We start from the raw sequence: 15,437 nt of genomic DNA, 5'->3' as shown, positions 1-15,437 counted from the left end.
GGGCTGGGGTTGGGGGCTGGGGTGAGTGCGAGAGGTGATTATTTGCAGGTGCGAGCTGCGCTCCTCGCCTGGCGGCTCGTCGCTTGTTGCGCTTGCGGCGGTCGCTGCATCGCTTCGACTCGCCCTGGGGGCTCGCCGCGCGATCAGGTTCCTCGCAGGTTCGGAACCTGCTTTCGGTCGCGATCGCAGCGCGTGTTTCTTGGCGGTGCCTGCGGCGTCGGGCGCTGGGCGCCCTCCTTCTCCGGCACCGCGTGCGATCGCTGCATCGCTTCGACTCGCCTAGGGGCTCGCTACGCGATCAGGGTCTCGCTGACGCTCGCCCCTGCCTTCGGACGCGATCGCGGCGGTTGGGCACCGTTCGGGGCTGGGGTTGGAGGCTGGGGCGGGCGCGGCGACCGTTCGGGGCTGGGGTTGGGGTGAGGTGGTTGCGAATCTTGGTGGGGCGGGGTGTTCGTCGCTGCGGCTTCTCAGCTGTCGCGCCTGCGCGATCTCTGGCATCGCTTTGAACTCGCCTTGATGGCTCGCTGAGGGATCGAGGGTCGCCCGGGCGAGCGTTCGGGGTGTGGGTGGGGAGGTCGTTCGGGGCATCGGGGGGTGTCTGAAAGACTGGGTGGGCTATGGACTATGTGACCCTCATCTCCGTGCTCGGCGTGGTGGCGGTCGTCGCGCTGATCATTGGGGCCGTCGCGTTGATGCGGCCGGGGCGCCGTGCGGTGCGGCCGCCCGCGGAGCGTCCCTCTGAGCGGCCGCCGGCCGCGGGCACCACCACCGTTGAAGAGGGGGAGGCGGCGGCGCCTCCGGCGGAACGGGCGCCGCCCGTCGAGGCGGTGCCCCGGGTCGAGATCGAGGTTCCGCCGCCGTCCGCGGGGCGGCTGGTGCGGCTGCGGGCGCGGCTGGCGCGTTCGCAGAACACCTTCGGCCGGACGCTGCTGGGGTTGCTGTCGCGCGAGACGCTGGACGACGAGGCGTGGGAGGAGATCGAGGACACCTTGATCGGCGCCGACATCGGCGTCGCGGTGGCCCGGCAGATCACCGAGGACCTGCGTACCCGCGTCCAGGTGCTGGGGACGCGCAGCCCCGAGGAGGTGCGGGGCCTGCTGAAGGAGGAGCTGATCAAGCAGATCGGCGCCGACCTGGACCGGTCGCTGCGCACCCAGCCGCACGGCAACCGTCCCGCGGTGCTGATGGTGGTGGGCGTGAACGGCACCGGCAAGACCACCACCTGCGGCAAGCTCGGGCGTGTGCTGGTGGGGGACGGCAGCAGCGTGGTGCTGGGCGCCGCCGACACCTTCCGGGCCGCCGCGGCGGACCAGTTGGAGACGTGGGGCGCGCGGGTGGGCGCGCGGGTGGTCCGCAAGGAGGAGGGCGCCGACCCCGCCAGCGTCGCGTTCGACGCGGTGAAGCAGGGCATCGACGCCAGGGCCGACGCCGTGATCGTCGACACCGCCGGCCGGCTGCACACCAAGGTCGGGCTGATGGACGAGCTCGGCAAGGTCAAGCGGGTGATCGAGAAGCAGGCCACGGTCGACGAGGTGCTGCTGGTGCTGGACGCCACCACCGGGCAGAACGGCCTTCAGCAGGCCCGGGTGTTCGCCGAGGTGGTCAACGTGACCGGGATCGTGCTGACCAAGCTGGACGGCACCGCCAAGGGCGGCATCGTCGTCCAGGTGCAGCGCGAGCTGGGGGTGCCGGTGAAGCTCGTCGGGCTGGGCGAGGGCCCGGACGACCTGGCCCCCTTCGAGCCGGAGGCGTTCGTCGACGCGGTGCTGGGCGACTGAAAGCGCGGCGAACGCCGCCCCCCGGCGGCGTTCCGTGAGGCTGTGAGGATTCTGAAACATCTTGGAAACACACCGGTGAGGGGTTTCACACCGTAGAAACACGAGGGCCTTTCAGGCGAAACGGCTGCATTCGAATCTCGGAGCAGTCCAAGTTCCCTGTCGAGGAGGGGCTCTCCCCGAGATGAATGTAGATAGCGGTAGTACCGCCTGGATGCTGACGAGCACCGCACTCGTCCTGCTGATGACACCGGGCCTTGCGTTCTTCTACGGAGGGATGAGCAGGGCCAAGAGCGTGCTCAACATGATGATGATGAGCTTCGTCAGCATCGCCGTGGTGGGCATGGCCTGGATCGTTTACGGCTACTCCCTCGCCTTCAGCGAGGCGGGGGGCCTGAGCGCGTTCATCGGCGGACTTGGCGACTGGGGACTGGTGGGCCTGGAGAACGCGGCCACCGCCGACGACGGCTCCGGCATCCCGCAGTTGGTGTTCGTGGCCTTCCAGGCCACCTTCGCGATCATCACGGTCGCTCTGGTCAGCGGCGCCGTGGCGGACCGTGCCAAGTTCGGCGCCTGGGTGGTGTTCACCCTGGTCTGGGTGACGTTGGTGTACTTCCCGATCGCGCACTGGGTCTGGTGGAGCGACGGCGAGGAGAACGGGCGGGCCGGTTGGTTGTTCGACCTCGGCGCCCTTGACTTCGCGGGCGGCACGGTCGTGCACATCAACGCCGGTGTCGCCGCGCTCGCGGTCGCCCTGGTCCTGGGCCGCCGCAAGGGCTGGCCGAAGGACCCGATGCGCCCGCACAACCTGCCTTTCGTGCTGCTCGGCGCCGGTCTGCTGTGGTTCGGCTGGTTCGGGTTCAACGCCGGTTCCGCGCTGGCCGCGGGCGGCCTGTCGGCCGTCGCGTTCATCAACACGCTCGGCGCCACCTGCGCGGCCGCGTTCGCATGGATCGTCGTGGAGAAGCTGCGCGACGGCAGCTCGACCACCCTCGGCCTGGCCTCCGGCGTCGTGGCCGGACTCGTCGCGATCACCCCGGCCTGTGGCTTCGTGACCCCGCTCGGCGGCATCGTGATCGGCCTCATCGCCGGCGCGGTCTGCGCCTACGCGGTCGGCCTCAAGTACAAGCTGGGGTACGACGACTCGCTCGACGTGGTCGGCGTGCACATGGTCGGCGGCATCATCGGCGCCCTGCTGATCGGCGTCCTGGCCACCACGGCCGTCAACGACGCCGGCGCGGACGGGCTGCTGGCGGGCGGCGGCGCCTCGCTGCTGGGCAAGCAGGCGGTCGCCGTCGTGGCCACCCTGGTCTACTCGTTCGTGGTCACCTTCCTCATCGCCAAGGTCATCGACCTGATCATGGGCTTCCGGATCAGCGAGGAGGACGAGGTCGCCGGCATCGACAGCGCGGCCCACGCCGAGACCGCCTACGACTTCGGTAGCGTCCACGCCGGTGTGGGGGCCTCGCTGCCCTCGTCCGCGACCGCGGCCGGCGCCCCGGCCGGCTCGGCCACGAAGGTGGAGGCAGACGCATGAAACTGATCACAGCGGTCATCAAGCCGTTCAAGCTGGACGAGGTGAAGGCGGCCCTGGAGACCTTCGGGGTCAAGGGCCTCACCGTCAGCGAGGCCAGCGGGTACGGCCGGCAGAAGGGCCACACCGAGGTCTACCGAGGCGCGGAGTACAAGGTCGACCTGGTGCCCAAGCTGCGGGTCGAGGTGCTGGTCGACGACGCCGACGCCGACGACATCATCGACGTGATCGTCAAGTCCGCCCGTACCGAGAAGATCGGTGACGGCAAGGTCTGGGCGGTGCCCGTCGAGACCGTCATCCGCGTCCGCACCGGCGAGACCGGCCCGGATGCCCTGTGATCCTGTAGGAACGGATGACGCTGGTTCACGGCACTCTCGGGGGAGAGACACACGCGGCCCGCGCAGCCCTCGTGGCGGCGCGGGCCGCGCGCGCTGGTGAGCTCGACCGCTGGCTCTCCGGCCTGCTGCTGGGCGGCGTCAGCCCCGGTCTGCGGGGACGGCCGGTCCTGACCGGGCCGGACGGGGCCGGCTTCACGGGCCATCGGCCCGTGGACGGCGTGGCGCTGGTCGCCGTCGGCAGCCACGCGCGGCGGGAGCTGACGCCCGGCGGGGACTTGGACCTGGTCCTCCTGCATCGGGGACGCCCGGACGTGGCCGAGGTCGCCGACCGCGTGTGGTACCCGATCTGGGACTCGGGGGTACGGCTCGACCATTCGGTGCGCACCGTCCACGAGGCCAGGGAGGTGGCCCGCGCCGACATGAAGGCGGCCCTGGGGTTGCTCTCGGCCCGCCGTATCGCGGGGGAGCACTCCCTGGTGGACGAGATGCGCGCGGCCGTCCTGTCGGACTGGCGCGCCGACGCGCGCAAGCGCCTGGCCGAGCTTGCGGAGATGTGCCGCAAGCGCTGGGAGTCCAAGGGGGAGCTGGCCTTCCTGCTGGAACCCGACCTCAAAGAGGCCCATGGGGGCCTGCGCGATGTGAACGTCATGCAGGCCGTCGCCGCGTCCTGGGTGGCTTCGGCCCCGGATGCGCGCGTACGGGCCGCCTATGACCTTCTCCTGGACGTACGGCACGCGCTGCATGAGGTGACCGGGCGCGGCACGGACCGCCTCGTCCTCCAAGAGCATGAGGCGGTGGCGCAGGCGCTGGGCATGCTCGACGGCAACGTGCTGCTGCGCACCCTCGCGGAGGCCGCGCGGACGGTCACGTATGCCGGTGACCACCTCTGGCGGCAGGTCGAGCGGTTCTGCGCTCCGCGTCGAACGTCGGCTATGCGGGTGGCGCGCACCCCGTCCGGTGCCGGTGCGCGTGGCATCGAGCGCACGCCCGTAGGGGACGGTGCCGTGGAACAGGAGGGCGAAGTCGTCCTGGCCCGTGGCGCCGACCTGGACGACCCCGCGCTCACCCTGCGCGTGGCCGCTGCGGCGGCTCAAGCCGGGCTTCCTTTGGCCTTGGCCACCGTGGGGCGGCTCGCCGAGCACGCGGCTCTTCCTCCCGTGCCATGGCCCGCCGAGGCACGGGACGCCCTGGTCTCGCTCCTGGGGGCGGGGCCTGCGGCCATCGGCGTATGGGAGGCGCTGGACCAGGCCGGGCTCATCGTCAGGCTGCTGACCGACTGGGAACGGGTACGCAACCGCCCGCAACGCAACCCCGTGCATCGCTTCACCGTCGACCGCCATCTGGTGGAGGCCGCCGCCAACGCCGCCGCGCTCACCCGTGAGGTGTCCCGCCCCGACCTGCTGCTGGTCGGCTCCCTCCTGCACGACATCGGCAAGGGCTGGCCGGGCGACCACTCCGTGAGCGGCGCCGTCGTGGCCCGTGACCTGGGCGCGCGGATGGGGTTCGACGACGGGGACGTCACGGTGCTGGAGGCCCTCGTCCGGCACCACCTCCTGCTACCCGACACCGCGACCAGGCGCGACATCGCCGACCCCAAGACGATCGAGGTGGTCACCTCCGCGGTGTCCGACGTCCCCGGTAGGGAACGTGAGCTCGTGGAGCTACTGGCCGCGCTGGCGATCGCCGACGGGCTCGCCACCGGGCCCGGGGCCTGGGGCAACTGGAAGGCGGGCCTGATCGCCGAGCTGGCGCGCCGTGCCTCCGCGGCCCTCGCGGGCGGCACCCCGCCCCCGGCCCCGCACCTGAGCCCGTCCGCGCTCGCCCTGGCGCGCCATGACGGCGGTTCCGTGCGCGTCCTGGGGTCCCGGGTCACCATCGCGGCCCCGAACCGCCCAGGGCTGCTCTGGAAGGCCGCTGGAGTGCTCGCCATGCACCGGCTGGCCGTCCGCACCGCCCGGCTGTCGTCCCCCGCGCCCGGGGACGGGGCGCTCGGGACGGCGGTGCTGGAGTTCACGGCCGTCCCCGAATATGGCAACCCGCCCGACCCGGCCGCTCTAGAGGCCGACCTGCGACGCATGCTCGCCGACCGCCTTGACGTGGCCGCACGCCTGGAACGGCGGGCCCGGTCGCTGCGCGTACGGACCGGCATCCCCGTCCCCCCGCCTCGCGTCACCATCGTGGACGACGCGTCCAGCACGGCCACGGTCGTGGAGGTACGTGCCCACGACCGTCCGGGGCTCCTGTGGCGCGTGGGCCAGGCGCTGGGGGAGTGCGGCCTTCAGGTGCGGGCCGCCCAGGTGGACACGCTCGGATCGGACGCCGTCGACGTCTTCTACGTAGTGGACGAGTCCAACCGGCCCCTCACCGAACCCGCACGGCTGTCACACGTACGGCAGCACGTCTTGGCCGCGTTGCAGCCACCGGACACGCGGCAGGCCGGGTAAGGGGGGCGGAGAGACGGCCACGGGGGCACGACCGCCTCTCCGCCCGGTCCTGGATCAGGAAGTCGCCGGGTCCGGGTCCGCTGAGGGTTCCTCCGGCTCGGATTCCTCCATGGTGGTGGGCGTCTCCTGTTGCTGCTGCGCTCCGCCGTTCGTCGCACGCTCGGCTTCTTCGGGAGCGTTCGGTCCGCTGCCTGGGACGCCGGGCTTGGGCGTGTCGCTGTCGTCCGTGACGTCGTCGGTGTCGTCCTCGCCTTCGGGCGCCCCGCCCGTGGCGGTGTCGTCCTCGGCCTTGTCCGGACGCCCCTTGGACGTGGGCCTGACCTTGTCCTCATGGCCCTTCCCAGGGGTGGCCTTGCTGTTCTCACGGCTGTGCTCGGCGGAGCCGGGCGGGGACGTCAGCAGCACATCGCAGTAGGCCCCCACCTTGGCCGCGCCTCCCGCGGCCGCGACCAGCGCCTGCATGGCGGGCCTGTTCAACGCGTCCAGGCGCCTGTGCGGGGGCATGGCGTTGTAACTGCGGCACATCCCCAGCACGGCCGGGTCCGGACGAGTGCGCAACGGCCGGGAAGTGCCCGCTGAGCCCACCGGGTTCGGGTCCGTCCGCGACGGCTCCGCCGGGGACCCGGACGCGGACGGCCGGGGCTGGAGCAGATCGACCTGCAACGCCCCGGCCTGGACCGCGACGAAAACCCCGCCGGCCGCCGTGGCCGTCGCCAAAGCCACCGCCGCGAACTTCACCGGCAGCAGCCGGGCGAACGGGAACCAGGCCCGCCCGGCCTCCTGAGGTGACGGGTCGCCTGGCGAGAGCGCGGCGTGAAACGCGGCCACGGCGGCCTCCTCGCCGTCCAGCTCCGCGTCCCTGGCTGGGGCCGACGCGGCGGCGAGGAGATCGGCGAGGAGATAGGGGGCGGAGGCAGGGGCGCCGGGGACGCCGTCGAGCAACCGCTCGGCGACGCCGCGATCCAGTCCCTTGCCGTCCGTCCTCATCTCATCCTCTTCAGCGCCACCGCGCCCGGAGGTGTCACACCCGTCACCGTGAACCGCGTCTCCCATCCCGCGCTACCCCCCGCCCTCCGGGGGCGCCTCGCGTCCAGGACGCCCGGCGGACGGGGCCGCGGCGGAAGGCGCCGCGCCCGACCGCTCGGCGGAGGCGACAGCGCCCGCTCGCCTGCCCTTCGGGGATCCCACGTCCGCCTTGGCGGCGCCGGTCTGCGCCGTAAGGCGCTCGGCGAGGCGACGCAGGCCGCGGTAGGCCGCGGTGCGGACCGCCCCTGCCCGCTTGCCCAGAACCCGTCCCGCCTCCTTGGCGTCCAGGCCGACCACCACGCGCAGCAGCACCGCCTCCGCCTGATCACGGGGCAGGTCGCAGATCAGCGCGATCGCCGAGCCCGTCGACAGGCGCTCCAGAGCGTCCCGTTCGGTGTCATCGCGGGCCACCAGGTCGGCGAGGGAGTCGACGTCGACCCCGCCGTCCGGGCGGCGCCCGGCGCGGCGCAGATGGTCCAGGGCGCGGTGCCGGGCGATGGTGGACGCCCATCCGCGGAACCGGTCGTAGTCCCCTGTGAACGACCCGAGATCACGTGCGATCTGCAACCAGGCATCGGCGGCGACGTCCTCCGCCTCCGTCCCCACCAGGGCCCGCAGGTACCTCAGCAGCCTGGGCTGAAGATCGCGGTACAGCAGGCGGAACGCGTCCCCGTCACCGTCCTGCGCGGCGCGCAGGGCCGTCTCGAGCTCCGGGACGTCCGGCCGGGGCGTCGCGCGCTCCCTCATGCGGCGCCCCCTCCCGAATGGCCGTACACGCCACGGACGCCCAGGCCCCCCGGAACGGCCGCGCCGCTCACGCGGTCGTCTCGTGCGCCCGCGGGCGGCCACGTCATCACCTGTTGGACCTCGCGGTATGGGGGATTCCTGACGGTCTCAGGGGCCATACGGCGTCGCCACAAGGCTCCCCTTAAGCGTTCAGCGTACGTATCAGCCCAGTCGTCACACCTGGATTGGCGGAACTTCCGTGAATTCGGCGGGGGCGGGAACCACCCATCGACCCGATACCCTGAAGGTTGATCCCAGAAGCTTCCAAGGACGGGTCCAGACACGTGTTCGAGACGCTCTCCGACCGGTTGACGACGGTCTTCTCGTCGCTGCGCAGCAAGGGCCGGCTCTCCGAGGCCGACATCAACGCGACGGCCCGCGAGATCCGTGTCGCGCTGCTCGAGGCCGACGTCGCCCTGCCCGTGGTCAAGGACTTCATCGCGCAGGTCAAGGAGCGGGCCCGGGGCGCCGAGGTGTCCCAGGCGCTGAACCCGGCACAGCAGGTCGTCAAGATCGTCAACGAGGAGCTGATCGGCATCCTCGGCGGCGAGACCCGCCGGATCCGTTTCGCCAAGAACCCGCCCACCGTGATCATGCTGGCCGGTCTGCAGGGCTCGGGTAAGACCACCCTGGCGGGCAAGCTGGCCCGCTGGCTGAAGTCCGACGGCCACGCGCCGCTGCTGGTGGCCGCGGACCTCCAGCGTCCCAACGCCGTCCAGCAGCTCCAGGTGATCGGCGAGCGCGCCGCCGTGCCGGTGTACGCGCCGGAGCCCGGCAACGGCGTGGGCGACCCGGTGGACGTGGCGCGCCGCTCCCTCGACCACGCCAGGCACGCCCAGCACGACGTGGTCATCATCGACACCGCAGGCCGTCTCGGCGTGGACACCGAGATGATGCGGCAGGCGGCCGACATCCGCGACGCCGTCAGCCCGGACGAGATCCTGTTCGTGGTCGACGCGATGATCGGCCAGGACGCCGTCACCACCGCCGAGGCGTTCGTCCAGGGCGTCGGGTTCGACGGCGTGGTGCTGACCAAGCTGGACGGCGACGCCCGCGGCGGCGCGGCCCTGTCGGTACGGCACATGACCGGCCGTCCCATCATGTTCGCCTCGACCGGGGAGAAGCTTGAGGACTTCAGCGTCTTCCACCCGGACCGGATGGCGGGCCGCATCCTCGACATGGGCGACATCCTCACCCTGATCGAGCAGGCCGAGCAGGCGTTCGACGCCGCCCAGGCCGAGCGGATGACCACCAAGTTCGCCTCGGGCGAGGACTTCACCCTCGAGGACTTCCTCGAGCAGATGATGATGATCCGCAAGCTCGGGCCGATCGGCAACCTGCTCGGGATGATGCCCGGCATGGGCCAGGTCCGCGACCAGGTCAGCAAGATCGATGACAGGGACCTGGACCGGGTCGCCGCCATCATCCGCTCGATGACGCCGCAGGAGCGCTCCAACCCCAAGATCATCAACGGTTCCCGCCGGGCCCGCATCGCCAAGGGCTCCGGCGTCACCGTGGGCGAGGTCAGCAGCCTGGTCACCCGGTTCTTCGACGCCCAGAAGATGGTCCGCCAGATGGCCGGCGGCATGGGACTCCCCGGCATGCCCGGACGCCGCAAGGCCGCGAAGGCCGCCAAGGCCAAGAACAAGAAGGGCAAGCAGCGCAGCGGCGACCCGCGCAAGCGCGCCGCCGCCCAGCGCGCCGGAGGCGACGGCCAGCGCCAGCAGCCCGCCGCCGGCGTCCCCCAGAACCTCCCCCCGGGCCTGGGCGGCCAACTCCCCCCCGGCCTGGGCGGCCAGCTCCCACCCGGCTTCCAAATGCCGGATCTGGGCAAACTTCAACCCCGCAAAAAGAAGTAACCCACTACCAGGCGCTAGCCCGTCCCCCACCCCGCGCACGGGCCGACCGTCGCGACCGTCCGGCGGAAGCGCAGGCCACGCTCCGCCCGGTACGGGCGTAAGCCCGCCATCCCGGCACGGATATCAGCCTGAGGTCTGGGACGAGCGTACGGCCAACGCCGGGCACAGGCGTAAGTCCGTGGCCGCCACGACACGCCGCCTGGGACGAAGCGAACCCACCGCCCGGCACGGGTGTGCGGCCACCGCCCGAGACGGATGCGAGCCCCCGGAGCGACCCGAGCGCGAGGCCCAGCCAGCACGAGCCCACGGCGCACACCCAGGACAGGCGTGGACCCGCAGTCCCGGACGCGCGTCCGTTTGCGGCCCGGGACGGGCGTGAAAGTGGCCTGGCGCGGGGGTGAGCCTGGCGCGATGCGCGGCCTTGGCTTGGCGTTGGGGAGGGGTGCGGGGCGCCGCCGGCCGGGGTCGGGCGGCCGAAGGGGGCGGGATTCGCGAAGAATGGCCGCGTGTCATCGGCTGATTGCGTCTTTCCCGCTGACGTCTGGCAGAATGGCAGGCTGGAAACCCCGGAGTCGCCAGGCGCCCTCTCTCGTCCTGAGCGCCCGGAGTCCACGAGCGGCCGTGCGCCGGTGTCCCCACCTGGTAACGCCCGTTCACCCCTGTATCAGTCTGGAGAACACCACACCCGTGGCAGTCAAGATCAAGCTCAAGCGTCTGGGGAAGATCCGGAACCCGCAGTACCGGATCGTCGTCGCCGATGCCCGTACCAAGCGTGACGGACGGGCGATCGAGGAGATCGGGCTCTACCACCCCAAGGAGGAGCCCTCGCGCATCGAGGTGAACTCGGAGCGGGCGCAGTACTGGCTCGGCGTCGGCGCGCAGCCGACCCGGCCCGTGCTCAACCTGCTGAAGATCACCGGCGACTGGCAGAAGTTCAAGGGCGAGCCCGGTGCCGAGGGCACGCTCAAGGTGGCCGAGCCCAGGCCCGACAAGAAGGCCGTCTTCGAGGCCGCGGTCAAGGAGTCGATGGGCGACGTCGAGGCCCCGGCCACCCAGACCAAGGCCAGGAAGAAGGCCGAGCCGAAGAAGGCCAAGGGCGAGGACGCCAAGGCCGAGGAGTCCACCGAAGCTAAGAGCGAGGGCTGACGTGCTCGAAGAAGCGCTCGAGCATCTGGTCCGCGGGATCGTCGAGAACCCGGACGACGTCCGGGTGCGCGCCCGCAGGATCAGGGGCGGCCGGGTCCTCGAGGTGCGGGTGCACCCCGACGACCTCGGCAAGGTCATCGGCCGCAGCGGGCGTACCGCCAAGGCCCTGCGCACGGTCATCAGCGCCCTGTCCGGGGGCCGGTACGTGCGCGTTGATCTGCTCGATGTCAACGAGGTCCGCTGACCATGACCTCGGGCGGGCCGCCCCCCGATCGTCCTTCGGGCGCGGCCCCGGGAGTCCGGGGCTCCGCCCCCGCGGAGGGCGCCGACCCGCTCGTCGTCGGCCGGATCGGACGGCCGCACGGTGTCCGCGGTGAGGTCACCCTGGACGTCCGCACCGACGATCCGAATCTGCGGTTCGCCCCGGGCACCGAGCTCGCCACCGACCCACCGGGCCTCGGCCCCCTGACGGTCGAGCGTGCCCGCTGGCACTCGGGCCGTCTGCTCGTGCGCTTCGCCGGGGTCGGCGACCGCGACACCGCGGAGAAGCTCCGCGGTGCCTGGCTGGTCGTCGACCCCACCGACATCCCCGCGTCCCCCGACCCCGACGAGTTCCACGACCAGGAGCTCATCGGCCTCGCCGCCGTCACCGTCACGGGGGACGAGCTCGGCGCGGTCACCGAGGTCCGGCACTCCGGGCAGGACCTCCTGGTGATCCGCCGCCCCGATGGCGGTGAGTCGCTGATCCCCTTCGTCGCCGCGCTGGTCCCCGAGGTGGACGTCGCCGGCGGACGGCTGGTGGTCGACCCCCCGCCCGGTCTCGACGAGCTATGAGAATCGACATCGTCACGATCTTCCCGGACTACTTCGCCCCTCTGGACGTCTCCCTGCTCGGCAAGGCCCGGCGCGCGGGAATCCTGAACGTCCACGTCCACGACCTGCGGGACTGGACGCACGACCGGCACCGCACCGTCGACGACACCCCCTACGGCGGCGGCCCCGGCATGGTGATGAAACCCGAACCCTGGGGCGAGGCCCTGGACACCATCGCGCCACCCGGCCCGCGCATCCCGCGCCTGCTGGTCCCCACGCCCAGCGGGCGCCCGTTCACCCAGGCCATGGCCGCCGAGCTCGCCACCGAGGACTGGCTGCTGTTCGCCTGCGGACGGTACGAGGGCATCGACTCCCGCGTGGTCGAGGAGGCCCGTACCCGCATGCCGGTGGACGAGGTCAGCCTCGGCGACTTCGTGCTCGCCGGCGGGGAGGTCGCCGTCCTGGTGATCGTGGAGGCCGTGGGCCGTCTGCTCCCCGGTGTCCTGGGCAACGCCGCCTCGGTGGCCGACGACTCGTTCGCCCCGGGCGCGATGGAATCCCTGCTCGAAGGCCCCGTCTACACCAAGCCACCCGTCTGGCGCGACCGCGCCGTCCCGGACGTCCTGCTGTCCGGCAACCACGGGGCGATCGCTCGCTGGCGTCGCGACCAGGCCCTTCGCCGTACCGCCCGGAACCGTCCCGAACTGCTGGCACGGATGCCCGCCGACGCCTTCGACGAGCGCGATCGGCAGGTCCTCGAGGAGGCCGGTTTTCCGGTGGACGGCGAACCTATGGCACACTAGAGCGTCGCCCTGTGCGCGCTGACGCGTGCTGCGCGCGACTTTCGAGCCACCACACATCGCGCGGCGCGACGCCCCATGCACGAGCCGGGAGGGGCCTCTCGACGTCCGCGTTCGACCTGCGAGGAAACGCCGCCATGCACACCCTGATCCAGGAGATCGAGAAGGCCGCGATGCGCACCGACGTCCCGGACTTCCGTCCGGGCGACACGCTCAAGGTGCACGTCCGCGTCACGGAGGGCAACAGGAGCCGTATCCAGGTCTTCCAGGGCGTGGTGATCCGGCGCCAGGGCGGCGGCGCCCGTGAGACCTTCACCGTCCGCAAGGTCAGCTACAGCGTCGGCGTCGAGCGCACCTTCCCGCTCAACAGCCCGTCGATCGACAAGATCGAGGTCGTCACCCGGGGCGACGTCCGCCGCGCGAAGCTCTACTACCTCCGCAACCTGCGCGGCAAGGCCGCCCGCATCAAGGAGAAGCGGGACTTCTGACGCCCCCGTTCAGGGCACCCGGCCCCAACCGGGGCCGGGCAGGAAGAGCCACCCAAGCGCCCTCGCGATCCGCTGGACGGAGGGGTCGCCCGGAAAGCAGGCCCCATTCCCTCTCAGAACGGCCGACTGAGCTCGTCCGCAGGCGGGTCCTCGTGGGATCGAGCGCGAGGAGCCGCCTCAGGCGGTAGTGAGTGGGACGCCGCGTCCGGCGAAGCCATTGGGGAGCCCCGGCCCACCGTGATCAGGCAGGACGCAGGGGGCCAGCCTCGCCAATCGGCGCGAACGCGGCGACTCGACGAGGCGAAGTAGAAGACCTCCACAAAGAAACCACCCAAAACGCCACCCAGGCGGCGAAGCCCCTGGGTCGGATCGGAACGTGGAGCCGCCCGTGTGGCGGCCGTCCGTTCGGAATAGGGTCTCCACCCTCATCCGGCCTCGCGGGAACCGGCGTATCGACCGAGGCGTTGCCGATTTGGCGGTGTACGTCTGTTTGACGCACACGTCCCAGCGGGCGACACGGCCGGGGACACGGTGCCGTGGCCTCGGCGCCGATAGGCTTTCGCTCTGATGGACGACGAGGACGATCGGAGAAACGTGCGATCCGAGGCCGAGGGCGCGGTGCCCGAGAACGAGCAGGCCGTGACCTCTGAGCAGGACTCCGAGAAGGATTCCGACTCCGAGCGTAAGCGCGGGCCCGCCAAGGGCAAGAAGGCCAAGAAGCAGGGCTCCTTCTGGAAGGAACTCCCGATCCTGATCGGGGTCGCGCTCGTCCTCGCACTGGTCATCAAGGCGTTCGCCGTTCAGGCGTTCTACATCCCCTCGGGCTCGATGGAGAACACGCTGCAGGTGGGCGACCGCGTCCTGGTCAACAAGATCGTTTACCATACGCGCGACGTGAAGCGCGGTGACATCGTGGTCTTCAACGGCCTGGACTCGTGGGACCCGGAGACCGAGGTCCAGGAGCCCGGCAACCCCGTCGCGAAGTTGCTGCGAACCATCGGAACCGCCTTCGGTGTCGCCCCCACGGAGAAGGACTACATCAAGCGGGTCATCGGCATCCCCGGTGACCGGGTGAAGTGCTGTGACGCCAAGGGCCGCGTCACCGTCAACGGCGTCCCCCTCAACGAGGACTCCTATCTGTTCACCGACCCGGTCACCAACGAACGGAACAAGCCCTCCGATGACCCCTTCGAGGTCACCGTCAAGCCGGGCCAGCTCTGGGTGATGGGCGACCACCGCGACCTGTCCTTCGACTCCCGTTCGCATCGCGGCGACCCAGGTGGCGGCACGATCCCCACCAACCGCGTGATCGGCCGCGCCTTCGTCATCGTCTGGCCCCTGAACCGGATCGGCACCCTCCCGATCCCCAAGACCTACGACCAACCCGGCCTGAACGCCGCCTCCGCCGCCGTACCGGCCACCCCGATCGCCTTGGGCCTGGTCGGTGCCGTCCCCATCACCTACCTACGCCGCCGCCTCCGCCGATAACCGCGCTGATATTTCCCCGAACGTGAAAGTGATCTCGCCGGCGAGCGAGTGGTCAGTGGCTGTCGGCCCGGGCCGTCGATCACGTGGCCGGATGAACAGACTCGATCTCCACACCGCCCGGCTCGAGCCGACCGTAAGCGGTCCTGCCAGACCGGCCAACGGCCGCCCCTCTGCCCACGCCGTGGTCGTGCCGGATCAGCGCCGGGTATCACCCCGAACCCGCTCCCGGTCGCGGCGTGTACCGGTACGCCTCGGAAGACCCGGGCGACTGGTCAGGAGGACGAGAGACGGCGGCATGTCGAGGCCGGGGACCTGTCCGATCACGTTCTCCGGGACGAATCCGTTCCTGGGCGAGCCGAATATCCGGCCCGCTCGCCCGCTCATCCTCTCGTCGTTGATCACATGGATCTTCTCGGCCGAAGCCAACGGGCTCGGGCCTTCCGGATCACCACCCCACCTACACGCTTGTCGCGACAGTCCAGGCGGAAGTGGGGTCGGTGGGAGTGATCAGCCGGCGCAGGGTCGCTGCCCTGTCGGGTCATCGGTGATGGCGCTGAGCGATCATCACCGCAGCGGGACGCGGTGGCCGAGTATTCGAACTGGCACGGCTGTGCGGCTGCCGCATGATCCTTTTCGTACGGGTGTTGACGCCTTCGGTGCAGCCGCTGTGGTGGGTCGGCGTTCGCGGTGTCGCGGTCGAGCTCGGGCCGCCTGCGAAGCCGTGCAGGTGCGGCAGGTCAGCGGCTCGAGTGGTGGTGGTCCAGGCGGTGAGTTCGAGTTGTTGCCTCCGCCTGGGGCGGGGATTCGGAATTTCGGTGAAGCAGCGGATGGCGTGTTGCCGTGTGAGTGGGTGGTGCGGTGAGGGTTCCGAGTGGGCGGGCTAGCGTTGCGGGTGGTGATTGGGCGTTTGGTCAGGTAAGTGCTGATTTGTGTGGTGGTC

General features: G+C 71.1%; 13 protein-coding genes. 11 read left to right on the top strand and 2 right to left on the bottom strand.

Annotated elements, in window-relative coordinates; all coding sequences use genetic code 11:
• Positions 1 to 617 precede the first annotated feature (617 nt).
• The 4 genes from ftsY (at position 618) to QSK21_RS22880 (ending at position 6,091) form a co-directional block, all read left to right on the top strand.
• A complete protein-coding gene (gene ftsY, locus QSK21_RS22895) occupies positions 618 to 1,778 on the top strand; it encodes a signal recognition particle-docking protein FtsY (RefSeq protein WP_285698792.1) in 1,161 nt (386 codons plus the stop codon).
• Positions 1,779 to 1,959: 181 nt separating this feature from the next.
• Positions 1,960 to 3,312: an ammonium transporter gene (locus tag QSK21_RS22890; RefSeq protein ID WP_285698791.1), complete on the top strand. Its 1,353-nt coding sequence runs from the start codon at positions 1,960 to 1,962 to the stop codon at positions 3,310 to 3,312.
• Positions 3,309 to 3,647: a P-II family nitrogen regulator gene (locus tag QSK21_RS22885; RefSeq protein ID WP_285698790.1), complete on the top strand. Its 339-nt coding sequence runs from the start codon at positions 3,309 to 3,311 to the stop codon at positions 3,645 to 3,647. Before QSK21_RS22890 ends, QSK21_RS22885 begins: the two co-directional genes overlap by 4 nt.
• Before the next feature lie 14 nt (positions 3,648 to 3,661).
• The gene (locus QSK21_RS22880; protein ID WP_285698789.1) at positions 3,662 to 6,091 is read left to right on the top strand and encodes a [protein-PII] uridylyltransferase; all 2,430 of its coding nucleotides are present in this window, start codon (positions 3,662 to 3,664) and stop codon (positions 6,089 to 6,091) included.
• Positions 6,092 to 6,145: 54 nt separating this feature from the next.
• Here the strand turns inward: QSK21_RS22880 and QSK21_RS22875 are convergent, their stop codons facing one another.
• Positions 6,146 to 7,078, bottom strand: coding sequence for a hypothetical protein (locus QSK21_RS22875; protein WP_285698788.1), 933 nt, complete (start codon positions 7,076 to 7,078; stop codon positions 6,146 to 6,148).
• Between the two features lie 72 nt (positions 7,079 to 7,150).
• A complete protein-coding gene (locus QSK21_RS22870) occupies positions 7,151 to 7,864 on the bottom strand; it encodes an RNA polymerase sigma factor (RefSeq protein ID WP_285698787.1) in 714 nt (237 codons plus the stop codon).
• Positions 7,865 to 8,187: 323 nt separating this feature from the next.
• Between QSK21_RS22870 and ffh the strand changes: the two genes are divergently transcribed.
• From ffh to lepB, 7 genes are all read left to right on the top strand, one after another.
• A complete protein-coding gene (ffh, locus tag QSK21_RS22865) occupies positions 8,188 to 9,762 on the top strand; it encodes a signal recognition particle protein (protein WP_285698786.1) in 1,575 nt (524 codons plus the stop codon).
• A 687-nt stretch (positions 9,763 to 10,449) separates the two neighbouring features.
• Positions 10,450 to 10,908, top strand: coding sequence for a 30S ribosomal protein S16 (gene rpsP / locus QSK21_RS22860; RefSeq protein ID WP_285698785.1), 459 nt, complete (start codon positions 10,450 to 10,452; stop codon positions 10,906 to 10,908).
• 1 nt (position 10,909) lies between these two features.
• Positions 10,910 to 11,152, top strand: a complete 243-nt coding sequence (locus QSK21_RS22855; protein ID WP_026414632.1) for an RNA-binding protein — start codon at positions 10,910 to 10,912, stop codon at positions 11,150 to 11,152.
• Positions 11,153 to 11,154: 2 nt separating this feature from the next.
• Entirely contained in the window at positions 11,155 to 11,742 is a 588-nt protein-coding gene (rimM, locus tag QSK21_RS22850; RefSeq protein ID WP_285698782.1) for a ribosome maturation factor RimM, read from the top strand.
• A complete protein-coding gene (trmD, locus tag QSK21_RS22845) occupies positions 11,739 to 12,524 on the top strand; it encodes a tRNA (guanosine(37)-N1)-methyltransferase TrmD (protein ID WP_285698781.1) in 786 nt (261 codons plus the stop codon). Before rimM ends, trmD begins: the two co-directional genes overlap by 4 nt.
• 134 nt (positions 12,525 to 12,658) lie before the next feature.
• Positions 12,659 to 13,009 (top strand): 50S ribosomal protein L19, encoded by a 351-nt coding sequence (gene rplS, locus QSK21_RS22840; protein WP_285698780.1) that lies wholly within the window; start codon positions 12,659 to 12,661, stop codon positions 13,007 to 13,009.
• A gap of 567 nt (positions 13,010 to 13,576) precedes the next feature.
• Complete coding sequence (gene lepB / locus QSK21_RS22835; RefSeq protein ID WP_285698779.1) at positions 13,577 to 14,497, top strand: signal peptidase I; 921 nt, start codon at positions 13,577 to 13,579, stop codon at positions 14,495 to 14,497.
• Positions 14,498 to 15,437: the final 940 nt, after the last annotated feature.

Source organism: Actinomadura sp. NBRC 104412 (assembly GCF_030269515.1).
Taxonomy (GTDB): Bacteria; Actinomycetota; Actinomycetes; order Streptosporangiales; family Streptosporangiaceae; genus Spirillospora.
Note: the sequence above shows the minus strand (reverse complement) of the source record. Positions and strands in the feature narration are given on the sequence as shown.